The organism is Bradyrhizobium sp. McL0615 (genome assembly GCF_049993905.1).
In the GTDB taxonomy this organism is placed as follows: Bacteria; Pseudomonadota; Alphaproteobacteria; order Rhizobiales; family Xanthobacteraceae; genus Bradyrhizobium.
Map to the genome: position 1 here is coordinate 6765850 of NZ_CP188254.1, position 13666 is coordinate 6779515.

11 protein-coding genes and 1 pseudogene are annotated in these 13666 nt (G+C 62.1%); 8 read left to right on the forward strand and 4 right to left on the reverse strand.

The genetic code is table 11. The features are described from left to right. Window positions 1-1839, reverse strand: a complete 1839-nt coding sequence (gene asnB / locus ACPPVP_RS32715) for an asparagine synthase (glutamine-hydrolyzing) (protein ID WP_426527713.1) — start codon at window positions 1837-1839, stop codon at window positions 1-3. Window positions 1840-1842: 3 nt separating this feature from the next. Beyond that, a complete protein-coding gene (locus tag ACPPVP_RS32720) occupies window positions 1843-3435 on the reverse strand; it encodes a lipopolysaccharide biosynthesis protein (RefSeq protein WP_426527714.1) in 1593 nt (530 codons plus the stop codon). A 547-nt stretch (window positions 3436-3982) separates the two neighbouring features. Here ACPPVP_RS32720 and ACPPVP_RS32725 point away from each other — a divergent pair. The 3 genes and pseudogenes from ACPPVP_RS32725 to ACPPVP_RS32735 all read left to right on the forward strand — a co-directional run. Continuing rightward, window positions 3983-4404: pseudogene (locus ACPPVP_RS32725) on the forward strand (CoA transferase); the annotation flags it as partial. A 38-nt stretch (window positions 4405-4442) separates the two neighbouring features. Further along, complete coding sequence (rfbB, locus tag ACPPVP_RS32730) at window positions 4443-5564, forward strand: dTDP-glucose 4,6-dehydratase (protein WP_426527715.1); 1122 nt, start codon at window positions 4443-4445, stop codon at window positions 5562-5564. 132 nt (window positions 5565-5696) lie between these two features. Continuing rightward, a complete protein-coding gene (locus ACPPVP_RS32735; protein ID WP_426527716.1) occupies window positions 5697-6890 on the forward strand; it encodes a CaiB/BaiF CoA transferase family protein in 1194 nt (397 codons plus the stop codon). A gap of 91 nt (window positions 6891-6981) precedes the next feature. On the opposite strand, the gene ACPPVP_RS32740 is transcribed toward ACPPVP_RS32735, so the two are convergent. After that, window positions 6982-7656 (reverse strand): GntR family transcriptional regulator, encoded by a 675-nt coding sequence (locus tag ACPPVP_RS32740; RefSeq protein WP_426527717.1) that lies wholly within the window; start codon window positions 7654-7656, stop codon window positions 6982-6984. Window positions 7657-7862: 206 nt separating this feature from the next. Between ACPPVP_RS32740 and ACPPVP_RS32745 the strand changes: the two genes are divergently transcribed. Genes ACPPVP_RS32745 through ACPPVP_RS32765 form a run of 5 tightly spaced genes read left to right on the forward strand, consistent with a single transcriptional unit; the run spans window position 7863 to window position 11902 of the window. Continuing rightward, the gene (locus ACPPVP_RS32745) at window positions 7863-8870 is read left to right on the forward strand and encodes a TRAP transporter substrate-binding protein (protein WP_426527718.1); all 1008 of its coding nucleotides are present in this window, start codon (window positions 7863-7865) and stop codon (window positions 8868-8870) included. 15 nt (window positions 8871-8885) lie between these two features. After that, window positions 8886-9401: a TRAP transporter small permease gene (locus ACPPVP_RS32750; protein ID WP_426538186.1), complete on the forward strand. Its 516-nt coding sequence runs from the start codon at window positions 8886-8888 to the stop codon at window positions 9399-9401. Window positions 9402-9419: 18 nt separating this feature from the next. Next, a complete protein-coding gene (locus ACPPVP_RS32755; protein ID WP_426527719.1) occupies window positions 9420-10700 on the forward strand; it encodes a TRAP transporter large permease subunit in 1281 nt (426 codons plus the stop codon). A gap of 54 nt (window positions 10701-10754) precedes the next feature. Further along, window positions 10755-11231, forward strand: a complete 477-nt coding sequence (locus ACPPVP_RS32760; RefSeq protein ID WP_426527720.1) for a type II 3-dehydroquinate dehydratase — start codon at window positions 10755-10757, stop codon at window positions 11229-11231. Between the two features lie 11 nt (window positions 11232-11242). Further along, window positions 11243-11902 carry a hypothetical protein gene (locus tag ACPPVP_RS32765; RefSeq protein ID WP_426527721.1) on the forward strand — a complete coding sequence of 220 codons (660 nt, stop codon included), beginning with the start codon at window positions 11243-11245 and terminating at the stop codon, window positions 11900-11902. Window positions 11903-12134: 232 nt separating this feature from the next. Here the strand turns inward: ACPPVP_RS32765 and ACPPVP_RS32770 are convergent, their stop codons facing one another. After that, window positions 12135-13646, reverse strand: a complete 1512-nt coding sequence (locus tag ACPPVP_RS32770) for a tripartite tricarboxylate transporter permease (protein WP_426527722.1) — start codon at window positions 13644-13646, stop codon at window positions 12135-12137. Between the last annotated feature and the right edge of the window lie 20 nt (window positions 13647-13666).

Consider the following 13666-nt stretch of genomic DNA (forward strand, 5'->3'; position numbering starts at 1 on the left):
TCACGCAAACCTTGCCAGCATCCACTTCATATTCAGATACGGCCAGATCCGGCCGACCGTCTCCCAGTCCCATTGCTTCGACACGGTCAGACGGCTGACGGTCCGGCGCAAGCCTTCCTCGTCCACCAGTTCGGCGAACGCGGGCACCTTCCGATCGAGCAGACTGGCGGTCCAGCCGGCGAGAGGTCCGTTCAACCACTCCGGCATCGGCGAATTGAATCCGACTTTCCTGCGCCCCATGCGAATGGATTCCGGCATCAGGTTGGCCATCGCCTGCCGCGCAATGACCTTGGTATAGCCGTTCGATGACTTGCTGGTTTCGGGCAACGCCATCGTATAGGTCACCAGACGCCAGTCCATGAACGGCATCCGGACCTCGATGCCGTGAGCCATCGACAGGCGATCGAAGTTTCGCAGGATGGTAGGCAGCACAGTGCTGTGAAACATGCGATAGAGTCGACGGTTCAATGAGCCCCAGTCGCGCGGCAGCACGTCGTCATCGCCGACCAGCGGAAGCTGAGCCGGAACATCGCCCAGACCGCCACGCAGGAAATAGTGCCCCTGGCGTTTGATCATCAGCGCCCGCAACAGGTCGGTGCCTCTCCTCGCCAGTGCCGAACCGGAACCGAGTCCTGCGAGCATGTTTCGCATCCGGAAAGCTCCCGATTGCCCGTCCTGAAGATAAGCTCCCATCAGTTCGTCTGCGCCATGGCCATCCAGCGACACCGTCACGCTATGCCGCCTGAGTTCTCGATAGATCAACCAGGCAGCACTTGGAAGTCCGATATAGACGTCATCATTGTCGTCGAGGATTCGATCGAGTTCGGTGAGCGCGTCAGCCCGCCCGATCTCCAGGAATGACGGCGCGACATCCGCCCAGGCCGCGGCCTCCTCCGCCATCGGCCGCTCGTCATTGGAGGCGCCGGGAAAGGTCGCGACGAAAGCGTGGCGCCACGAGGTGCTGTCCCGCGGGCCCATACCGGCCTTTTCGTGCGCAGCCATGGTGCAGATCACGGCCGACGAATCGAACCCTCCCGACAGACAGGTCCCGATCGGGACGTCGCTGCGCATTCGCAGCGCAACTGCGTCCTGAAAGTGCTGGCGAAAGCGTTCCACGCGTTCGGCTTCGTTGGACGGGATCGCGGGCAGATGATCGACCGTCCGCCACCATCGTCGGATCTCCAATTTCCCCCGGCGCAGCCACATGCAGTGTCCGCCCTGGAGGCGGCGCACCTCCCGGCAAAGGGTCCGCTCGCTGCCCTCGACCCCGAAGGCATCGAGCATGAGCCGTCGCGCCACGTCGATATCCAGCGATACGTCGATCAGGCCGCTTCGCACCAATGCGCGCTGCTCCGATGCAAAGACAAAGCGCTCCGATGTCAACGCATACAATAGCGGCTTGATGCCGAAACGGTCGCGCGCCAGAAACAGTTCTTCGGTTTTGGTGTCGAAGATTGCCAGCGCCCACATTCCGTTGAAGCGCGTGAGCATGCCTTCCTGCCACGCTTGCCATGCGGCCAGGATGACCTCCGTATCTGACTGGCTGCGGAAAATCACCCCCTGCACTTCGAGTTCGCGCCGCAGTTCGAGGAAATTGTATATCTCGCCATTGAACACGATCACGTGGCGGCCGTTGACGGAAACCATCGGCTGATAGCCCCCTTCGCCAGGATCGATGATCGCCAGCCGACGATGGCCGAATGCCAGATTGCGGTTCGCGCTAAACCAGCTTCCCTCGCCAAAAGGTCCGCGATGCGCGACCAGGTTCGTCAATCGCGAGATTTCCGCCGGTTCGACCGCGTTGCCGCGGAGGTTCACGATGCCTGCAATTCCGCACATTCGTCAAATCGCCTTGAGGGGCAGGAAGCGGCTGACGATGACGCGAAGATCCCGCCAGCAGGCCGCTCCGTAGGGGCCGGCCTGCGAAACCGCGACCGCGACGGCGAAGATGACGCCGGCCGCCAGCACATAGAGGCCCCCCACGTACCACCAGCCGAGTGCCTGGTCGAGTTGCGCGCTGCGGAAGCCATATCGCAACGCCAGCGCGGTTGCGATGCCGACCCCGATCGGCATCAACACGAAGTGGATCAGACGCAACCACATGCCGGTGAGGCTGAAATGCCGGCGCAGCAGAATCACGACAGTGGCCATTTGGGCGATCATGCCAGTGCAGGCGCTCCATCCCGCCGCCTGCCATCCGAAATACGGCAAGGCGATCGCGCTGGTCGCCAGCGTGAACACGCCCGTGAGCAGGGAAATCAAGGCATTCGAGCTCGAGCGCCCTTGCGCCAGAAGATAGAATGCAAAGACATTCGAGCTCGATCCAAGTATTCCGGCGATCGACAGTATCACCAATACGCGCTGGGCTTGGGCGGCCACTTCGGCGCCGGTCCATAGATGAAGTAACGGGCCGGCGACGGGGATCAAGCCGCCAAGCGCACTCGCGGCGAGCACGTTGAGGATCCAGGAAGAGCGGAATAGGAGATCGGCCTTGCGATCGTCAGCCTCCGTTTGCAGGGCGCTGAAGAACGGGAATAGAATTTCGCCGACCTTTAGAACGCCGATATACACCGCCTCTTCTAGCCTCTGCGCAATCGTATAAAAGCCGACGAACTGCGGCTGCAGTAAAGCTCCGAGCAAATAACGATCCGCCTGCGCGGCAATGAGCGCGCCGCCCTGTGCGGCCAATTGCCAGCTACCCACCTTGACCAAATCACCGAGCGCCCCACGATCGATCGCCGGCCGCGCCAGCCAATCGCCGATGACACGTCGGGACCATCCGAAGGCCAGAAGCAGGCTCGTTGCAAAACCCAGCGCCTGACAGCCAAGAAACGTCGAGGCCTGGGGCCAGCGCGGAATGAACAACAGCATGGACGTCGTCGCGACAACGGTACTGACGATGCTGATCGAGGCAACTCGCCGGTAGTCCTGACGTGCCGTGAACAAGGCCAGGAAGACGGCTGACAGGCACTGGCAAAACCATCCGGTACTGGCCAACACAAATGCAAGCCCGAGATCATCCGCAGACGGCCTGCTCAAGTGAAATCCGAGGCGCGCAAGCGGCGCCCCGGCCAAGCCGAAAAGGATCGCGATCGAGCCACCTGCCGCCAATGCCAGCATCACTGCCGTGGCGAAAAGGAGTCGCGCATCCCCGCGCTCGGACGGCTCCAATCGCAGGGCGAGTTCCCGCGTCGTCGACAATGCCAGGGCGTTGCTGAATGCCAGTGCGGGCGCAACGCATGCGGTAACGAGGCCAGCGACGCCGAACGCGGCGACGCCGAGGCGAAAGACCACGAACGGCAGGACGAGGAGGTTGAGCGCCACGGCCGCTGCAAAGGCGATCGCGTTCCAGGCAGAATTACCTAGCAAATCGGTCGGACTTCTTTTCAATGCCATATCAGCTTCAGGCCGGCGCGAAATAGATCGTTCGATCAAGAGTTGGGCCGCCGACCCAACGACCACGGAACATGTCGTGCCGCGAATTATTAAGAGGCGCACTTGCCGGCCTGGCCGAAGAACCGAGCCCGGAGGTCGCTGAGTGTTTGATTTGTCCCACACTTGTCTATCTACAGGAGCTGCCAGGAGACCGCAATTAGGCCCATACAAGTTATTGAACTTAAAGGTAAATCGCGCTATCGATCAGATTCGCGTCGGGCGAGGCGGCCACCGATTTGTTTTTTCGTCCCGATATATTGGCAAACCTGCCGCGACAGTCCGAATGGGCGAATATCGCTACGCTCTCTGATCACCTCAAGCCCTTCCCGCGAAGTGTAGGAAAGACGCCCACAATCACCATCTTCCTTTGGGCAGAAGGTGTTTGAAAGGATAAGTAGATCGCTGACAGCTGCGCCTCATGACCCACATCATGATCAAGACGCTAACCGCTAATGCCGCTGCGAACCACTGTTGGAAATTCGGGCCAAATTGTCTAAGTCAGATGGCGGCTGCCCCACGTAAGAATCCAAAAAAGAAGGTTTTCTCAATGCCTTTCCCGCGAGCCTCGCAGGCCCTGTCCCGTTTCACCGTGCTCGATCTCACCCGCGTCAGCTCCGGGCCCACGTGCGTGCGGCAGTTGGCGGATTGGGCGCCAATGTCGTCAAGATCGACGCGCTGCTGGAGGACAGCGGCGGCGAGTAGCCGGGCGGCCCGCGGCAGGGATAGGACTTCCAGAATTTGCCCCGCAACAAGCGCGCCATGACGCTGAACCTGAAAGACCCCAAGGGCCTCGAAGTGTTCAAGCGCCTCGCCGAACAGGCCGACGGCGTGGTCGAGAATTTTCGTCCCGACGCGAAGGCAAAGCTCGGCATCGACTATGAGAGCCTCCGCCAGATCGACCCGCGCATCCACGTCTCCGGCTTGGGCTGCTATCAGAAGCTTCCAAGCCTGGATCAGATTGTGCAGGGTACACGCGCAGCTTTGGGTTTTGAATCACTGGAGATTGGATGCAAACCGTTCTGATCACCGGCGGTGCGGGCTTCATCGGCCAAAACCTGGTGCATGCGTGGCGGGCCGCGCGGCCGGACGACCGGCTGACCGTGGTTGATGCCATGACCTATGCGGCCAACATCCGCAGCCTGGAGCCGCTGATCGCCGATCGCAGCATCGCGTTCGTGAAGGGCGACATCGGCGACGCGGCGCTGATGCTGCGCCTGTTCGACGAACGAAAATTCTCCCGCGTGGCCCATCTTGCCGCCGAGTCGCATGTCGACCGCTCGATCAGCGATCCCGAGGCGTTTCTGCAGACCAACGTGCTCGGCACGTTCACGCTCCTCAAAGCGGCGCTCGATTGCTGGCGTGCCGCCGCGATGCTCGATGAGGCACGATTTCTTCACGTGTCGACCGACGAGGTCTACGGCTCGCTCGGCCCGGCCGATCCCGCCTTCACGGAATCCTCGCCCTATCGGCCGAACTCGCCCTATGCGGCGAGCAAGGCATCGAGCGATCATCTGGTCCGCGCCTTTGTCGCGACCTACGGCATGCCGGCGCTCATCACGAACTGCTCCAACAATTACGGCGCCTATCAGCACCCGGAAAAGCTCATTCCGCTGATGATCGTCCATGCGCTGGAAGGCAAGCCGCTGCCGATCTATGGCGACGGTTCCAACGTCCGCGACTGGCTGCACGTGTCCGATCATTGCTCCGCCCTGATGAACGTGATCGAGAGCGGCCGCACCGGCGAAACCTATAATGTTGGCGGCGGCAACGAGCGCAACAACCGCGACGTGGTCGGCTTGATCTGCGACACCATCGATGCCGCCTTCGCCGCTGACCCGCGCCTCGCGTCACGCTTTCCATCCTGTCCCGCGGCTGGCGGCGACTCCTGCCGCACGCTTATCACCTATGTCACGGACCGCCCCGGCCACGATCACCGCTACGCGATCGATGCCGGCAAGCTCGCGACCGAGCTCGGCAACCGCGGCAGCGTCGGTTTCGAGCGCGGACTGCAGCAGACCGTGCAATGGTATCTCGACAACGAGACGTGGTGGCATGACATTACGGGAATCAATCCAACCAGTTGCGATAGTATTGGACCCGACAAGGTCGACCGTGATCAGGGTCGATAGCTTTGGAAAGGACTTTTAAATAGCCCTGACTACCGGCCACAAATGGTGAACAAGCAGTTGGAAATCGGTGCTGGATTGGTTAAGCCACAAGTCTGCCCATTCCCCGGCGAAATCCAAAAACAAGGTTTCTCAATGCCTTTCCCCCGTGCTTCGCAGGCCCTTTCCCGTTTCACCGTGCTTGATCTCACCCGCGTTCGCTCCGGGCCCACCTGTGTGCGGCAGCTGGCGGATTGGGGCGCCAACGTCGTCAAGATCGACGCGCTGCTGGAAGACAGCGGCGGCGAGCAGCCCGGCGGCCCGCGCCAGGGCTCGGATTTTCAGAATTTGCACCGCAACAAACGGGCCATGACGCTGAATTTGAAGGACCCGAAGGGCCTCGAAGTGTTCAAGCGCCTCGCCGAACAGGCCGACGTTGTGGTCGAAAATTTTCGCCCCGACGTGAAGGCAAAACTCGGCATCGACTATGAGAGCCTGCGTCAGATCAACCCGCGCATCGTCTATGGCAGCATCTCCGGCTTCGGCCAGGATGGCCCCTATCACAAGCGGCCGGGCTTCGATCAGATCGCGCAGGGCATGGGCGGGCTGATGTCGATTACCGGTGCGCCCGGCGAGGGTCCGATGCGGGTCGGCATCCCCGTGGCCGACCTCACCGCCGGGCTGTTCTGCGCCATCGGCATCCTGACCGCGCTGCTGGAACGCGATGTTTCCGGCCAGGGCCAGTGGGTGCAGACCTCGCTGTTGCAGGCGCAGATCTTCATGCTGGATTTCCAGGCCTCGCGCTGGCTGATGGAAAAGGATGTGGCCAAGCAGGCCGGCAACAACCATCCGACCTCGATCCCGACCGGCGTGTTCAAGACTTCCGACGGCTACATCAACATCGCCACGACCGGCGGCCGGATCTGGGAACGCTGCGCGCAAGCGATCGGCGCGCCCGAACTCGTCACCAATCCCGATTATGCCACCGCGCCCGCGCGCTCGAAGAACCGCGACGCGCTCAATGCCACGATCGGCAAGCTCACCGAGAAAAAATCGACGGACGTTTGGGTCAAGGAATTGAACGAGGCCGGCGTGCCCTGCGGCCCGATCTATTCAATCGACCAGATGTTCGACGACGCCCAGGTCAAGCATCTCGGCATCGCCCAGCACGTGCCGAACGACGAGCACCGCCACATCCAGCTCATCGGCCAGCCGGTGACGCTGTCACGCACGCCGAGCAGCATGGCCGCACGGCCGCCCGAGTTCGGCGAGCAGACGGAGGAAGTGCTGGCCGAGTTCGGCTTCGGCAAGGACGAGATTGCGGAGCTGCGCCAGCGCAAGGTGGTGTGATTTCGTAGGGCGGATTAGCGTCAGCGTAATCCGCCATTTCACGGCAGGAGTCGGCGGATTACGCTTCGCTAATCCGCCTTACGGACCGCCCCTACTTCAGCGACGCCGTCGCGAGCGCGTGCTCCACGCAATTGTTGACATGCGTGCGCAGCGTTGCGGTGGCAGTAACGGCGTCGCGCTTCAGCGCCGCTTCGAGCAAGGCCTTGTGCTGCTCGGCGGGCTCGCTGCCGCGATAGCTGAACGCCACCATCTGGTATCGGAAGTATTTGTCGAACACTAAGGCATGCATCTCCATCAGCGTGCGTGAACCGCAATTGGAGATCAGCGCCTGATGGAATTCGCCGTCATAGCGCTTCCACTGTTCGAGCTCGCCGAGGCCGTTCTCCATCAGCCGATCGGTTGAGGCGAGCTTGTGGTGCGCGGAGACCACACGCCCTTCCCATTCGACATCGGCATTGGCGAACGACACACCCAGTGCATGCGTCTCCAGCACCAGGCGAAGCTCCGCAAGCTCCTTCAGGTTCTCCACCGAGACCGGCGCCACCTCGAACCCCCGCCTGCCCTCGGCCAGCACAAAACCTTCTGCGGCCAGCCGGTTGAGGATTTCGCGCAGCGTCGAGACGCTGACGCCGTAGTCCTCCTTGAGGCCTTCGAGCCGGAGTTTTTGCCCAGGCCGGAGCCGGCCGAACACGATGTCGGTGCGGATGCGGCGATAGCCGTCATCGCCGACCGCTTCCTGCTCTTCCGTTCGCTCGACCAGTGTCATTGCCAACCCATGCGCCAGGCAGCCAACCGGCAGCTGCCGAGTGCCACCTGCCATGTCAGCCGATTTCACTCAAGCATCATCATTCGTCCTACATAACATATTTCATATGATAGTTTCTAAATTATATTTTGACTTTAATTTCCTCATATGGATACTGCCCGCCATCGCGACGTTGAGAAGATCGCGAACCAACGGGGAGAACCGCCATGCGGATCGGATTGCTGTGCGCTGCCGTCAGCCTTTGCGCGCTTGTAGGAACACCTTCTGCCGCCCAGGTGCAGGAGCGCACCATCCGCTGGGGCCACCTCAACAACACCGACCACCCGGTCAGCTTCGGCGTGAAGAAATTCGCCGAGGTGCTGGCAGCCAAGAGCGGCGGCAAGCTGAAGATCCGCGAGTTTGCGGCCTCGCAACTCGGCAACGAGATGCAGCAGCAGTCGGCGGTGCGCGGCGGCACCCAGGAAATCCTTTCGGCGTCGACCACCTCGCTCGCCAGCGTCGTCAAGGATCTCGGCCTGTTCGACTTCCCCTTCATCGTCTCGACGTTCGATCAGGCCGAGGCGCTCGCGCAAGGCGCCTTCGGCAAGGCGATGCTTGAGACGCTGCCGGAGAAGGAACTGATCGGCCTCGGCTATTGGGGACTCGGCTTCCGCAACGCCACCAACTCGAGCCGTCCGATCGCAAAGGTCGAGGACTTTGCCGGGCTGAAGCTGCGGGTGATCCCGAATCCGGTCTATCTCGAAACCTTCAAGGCGCTGAAGGCAAATCCAGTACCGATGGCGTTCGGCGAATTGTACACCGCACTGGAAAATAGGACCGTCGACGGCCAGGAGAATCCCTACAGCGTCATCCTGTCGAACAAGTTCTACGAGGTGCAGAAATACGTATCGGCCACCAACCACACCTTCACGCAGAACGTAATCATCGTCAGCAAGAAATTCTGGGACGGCCTGTCGGCGGAAGAGCAGAAGATGCTGCGTGACAGTTTTGCCGAGACACGTGAATACCAGCGCGACCAGACCAAGCTCGCCGCGGAGAAGGCGCTGGATGAACTGAAAGCCAAGGGCATGCAGTTCAACGAGATCGCACCGGCCGAATACGCCCGCATGCAGGAGGCGACCAAGCCGGTCGTCGAAAAATTCTCGGCGGAATACGATCCGGCGCGCGTAAAACTCTTCACCGGCGAGCTGGCGCGCATCCGCGGCGCCAAGTAAGCCGTCATGGCCGCCATCGAACGGCTGATCGATCTCTACTGCCGGGTGCTCCGGGTCGCGATCGCGGTGTGCCTCGCCGCGATGGTCGTGCTGGTCTTCACCAACGTTGTGATGCGCTATCTCTTCAACTCGGGCATTCCGACCTCGGAAGAGCTGTCGCGCTGGCTGCTGGTGTGGCTGACATTTCTCGGCGCCATCGTTGCGCTACGTCAGCACGCCCATCTCGGCGTCGATACGCTCGTCCGCGCGCTCCCTCCGCTCGGCAAGAAGATCTGCTTCGTCGCGAGCTACCTGCTGATGCTGTACGCGGATGGTCTGCTGACGCTCGGCAGCTGGAAACAGGCGGTTCTGACCTTCGGCGACAGCGCGCCCGCCTCCGGCATCTCGGTCGGCCTGTTCTTCTACTCCTCCGGCCTCGTCTTCGGCGTTTCCGCAGCTGTGATCCTGCTGCTCGATCTCTTTCGCGTGCTGAGCGGCCGGGCGAGTGAGGGAGACCTGATCTCGGTGAAGGAAAGCGAAGAGCATGTCTGATCAGCGGGGGAACCGCGCGTGACGCTCGCCGTCTTCACCTTCTCGCTGCTCGGTGCCATGGCGCTGGGCATGCCGATCGCATTTGCTCTGATCGTCTGCGGCGTCGCGCTGATGCATTCGCTTGACGTGTTCGATTCGCAGATCGTCGCCCAGAACATCATCAACGGCGCCGACAGCTTTCCGCTGATGGCGGTCCCGTTCTTCATGCTGGCAGGCGAGCTGATGAATCGCGGCGGCCTCGCCCGACGCATCGTCAACGTCGCGCTGGCGCTCGTCGGTCACGTCAAGGGCGGATTGGGCTACGTTACGATCCTGGCCGCCTGCGTGCTTTCCTCCCTGTCGGGATCTGCCGCCGCCGACGCTGCTGCGCTGGCCGCTTTGCTGGTGCCCATGATGGTCGCCGCCGGCCACCGCAAGATGAATGCGGCCGGGCTTGTCGCCGCCAGCGGCGTCATCGGGCCCGTGATTCCGCCGAGCATCGGTTTCGTGCTGTTCGGCGTTACCGGCGGCGTGTCGATCTCAAAATTGTTTTTGGCCGGCATCTTCCCGGGGCTGATGCTGGGCGTAGGCCTGTGCTTTGCCTGGTGGTGGGTCGCGCGTGGCGAACTGACCGCGAGCCCACCGCGAAAGTCGTTGCGCGAGATCGTTTGGGCCTTCATCGACGGCTTCTGGGCGCTGATGCTGCCCGCGATCATCGTCGTCGGTCTGCGATTCGGCGTGTTCACGCCGACCGAGGCCGCCGTGGTCGTCGCCGTCTACGCCCTGTTTGTCTCCACTTGCGTCTATCGCGAGCTGAAGTTCGGCGAACTCTACGAAGTCTTCGTTTCGGCCGCGCTTAGCACCAGCATCGTCATGTTTCTGGTCGCGGCCGCGCTGGTATCCTCCTGGCTGATCACGATCTCCGAGATCGCCACGCAAGTCGTCGACCTCGTTCGTCCCTTCATGGGCAATCAGACGCTTCTGATGCTGGCGATCATGACGCTGGTCGTAATCGTCGGCACCGCGCTCGATATGACGCCCACCATTCTGATCCTGACGCCGATCCTGATGCCGATCATCAAGCAGGCGGGTATCGACCCCGTCTATTTCGGCGTGCTCTTCATCATCAACAACTCGATCGGCCTGATCACGCCGCCGGTTGGCATCGTCCTCAACGTCGTTTGCGGCGTATCGCGCATCAGCATGGAAGACATCATCAAAGGGGTCTGGCCCTTCCTGATCGCCCAATTGATCGTGCTGTTCCTGATGATCATGTTTCCAGCGCTCGTCACCGTGCCGGCGAAATGGTTCACCGGCTGACATGCGGCCGCGATCGGCTACACTGCCCCGTCATCATCTCGTGAAAGGCATTTTATGCGCATCATGATCCTCAACGGCCCAAACCTGAACATGCTCGGCATCCGCGAGCCGCACATCTATGGGTCAACCACGCTCGACGCCATCAAGGCGTCATGCGAGGAATTGGCCACTTTCGCCGGTGCCGAGCTGGCGTTCCACCAGTCCAACTACGAGGGCGTGTTGGTCGATCTGATCCAGTCCGCGCGCAATTCGGCGGACGCCCTGATCATCAATCCTGCCGGCTTCTCCTTCACATCGATTGCCATCTACGACGCCCTGAAGATCTTTGAAGGCCCGATCTTCGAGGTGCATATTTCAAACATCCACGCCCGCGATGAGTTGCACCGGCACTCAAAGCTCTCTGCCGCGGTCAAGGGCGTCATCGCAGGCCTCGGCCCCTACGGCTACATCGTCGCCATGCAGGCCGCATTGCAGGGTGCCGGCAAGTTGCCCGCAACACTGCCGGTCGCCATGCGCACCGGACCGAAATAAGGAAGCGCGACATGCAGGGAACCGGCTATCTCGCGATCTGGAGCGATCTCGCGCCGCAGAACGAAACCGACTGGGCGCACTGGATCACGCGCGAACATGCCGCCGAGCGCGTCGGCATCGACGGATTTTTGGCGTGCCGCATCTTCCGCGCGCTGGGTGTCGCGGTGAACCGCTACTTCATCCTCTACGAGCTCGAGGACGAGCGCGTCGTCGGCGGTCCGGACTATCTGGCACGGCTGAACGCGCCGACGCCATGGTCGCAGCGCACCATGCCCAAGCTTGAAAATTTCGCGCGCGGCGGCGGCCGCGTTGCGGCCTCAGCGGGCACTGGTCAGGGCGGCATTGTCGCTCCCCTGCGCCTCGACACCGGGCCATCCCGGGACGCCGCCACACTCGTCGCCGAACTCGCCCGCCTCGACCGCATCATCGCCGCGCGGGTCCTGCTCACCGACATCGCGCAGACCTCGATCAAGACCCGCGAGAAGGGCATGCGCGCCAATGACGGCTCCTTCTCCGCCCTGCTGCTGATCGAGGGCCTGGACGAAGCCGCGGTCCGCGAGGCCCTCCATCATCTGCGCAAGCTGCTTTCCACCGAGGACCACGGCGCGATCGATGACCTACCGCTTTATCGGCTCGCGTTCAGCCTGCCGAAGCAGCTTCTACCGGGCTGACGAGTGCGCGTGAAGACCGTAGGGTGAGCAAAGGAGCGCAGCGACGTGCCCACCATTCAGGATCGCGCTCTTCGAGAAATGGTGGGCACGGCGCAAACGCGCCTTTGCCCACCCTACGAAACTGACGAAAGCACCTCGAGGACCGTAGGATGGGTAGAGCGAAGCGAAACCCATCCTGACGAGCGCTCATGTCCGCGATGGGTTTCGCTTCGCTCTACCCATCCTACGCAAACTACGCTTTCGCCGGCCGCAGCATTCGGGTGACGCTGCCAAAAGCCTTGTCGATGACAGGCCAGAACAGCAGCACGATCGCCAGCGTGGTGATCGAGCCGACCAGGCCGTTCGACCAGAACACCTTCATGTCGCCGCCGGAGCCGATCATCGAGAGGCGGAACGCATCCTCGGCGCGGTTGCCGAGCACCAGCGCCAGCGTGAACGGCGCCAGGGGAATGCCGATCTTCTTGAAGACATAGCCGACCACGCCAAAGCCCAGCATGAGCCAGATGTCGAACATCGCGTTCTGGATCGCATAGGCGCCGATCGCGCAGGACACCACGATCATCGGCGCCACGGCTGCAAACGGCACCCGCAGGATCGAGGCAAAGATCGGCACCGTCGTCAGAACAAGCACGAGGCCGACGACATTGCCGAGATACATCGAGGCGATCAGCCCCCAGACAAAATCCTTGTGCTCGACGAACAGCAACGGATCCGGGTTGAGGCCCCACACCATCAAGCCACCGAGCAGGATCGCGGCGGTGCCGGAGCCGGGGATGCCGAGCGCCAGCATCGGCAGCAGCGCCGCGGTGCCGGAGGCGTGCGCCGCGGTCTCGGGCGCGAACACGCCCTCGATACGGCCCTTGCCAAAGCTGTCCGGATCCTTGGAGAAGCGTTTGGCGAGGTTGTAGCCCATGAAGGAAGCGGCAATCGCGCCGCCCGGGGTGATGCCAAGCCAGCAGCCGATGAAGGAGGAGCGAAACAGCGTCGCCCAGTATTTCGGTAAATCTTTCCAGACCGACAGCACCACGCGCAAGGAAATGCCGGCGGCGTGGCCGCGCAGTGCGAGGCGCTCCTCCATGGTGAGGAGGATTTCGCTGATGCCGAACAGGCCGATCACGGCGACCAGGAAGTTGATGCCGCGCAGCAGTTCCGACGAGCCGAACGTCATGCGCAACTGGCCGGACACGGTGTCCATGCCGATGCCGGCGAGAAGCAGGCCGAGCGACATCGAAATGACCGTCTTGTGCTTGGCTTCGCGGCCGAGGCCGACAAAGGAGCAGAAGGTGAGCAGATAGACCGAAAAGAATTCCGGCGGCCCGAATTTCAGCGCGAACGACGAGATCATCGGCGCCAGGAAGGTGATCAGCAGCACCGCGACCAGCGAGCCGATGAACGACGAAGTGAAAGCGGCAGTCAGCGCTTCGGCGGCCCTGCCCTGCTGCGCCATCGGATAACCGTCAAAGGTGGTCGCCACCGACCAGGCCTCGCCGGGGATGTTGAACAGGATCGAGGTGATGGCGCCGCCGAACAGCGCACCCCAGTAGATGCAGGACAGCATCACGATCGCCGAGGTCGGATCCATCGTGAAGGTCAGCGGCAGCAGGATCGCAACGCCGTTGGGGCCGCCGAGGCCTGGCAGCACGCCGACGAAAATGCCGAGCACCAGCCCCAACATCATCAGCAGCAGTGTTTTCCACGTCAGCAGCACGGCGAAGCCGTGCATCAAGAGGCCGAGGGCTTCCATCAGATGATCCCAAGCAGTTC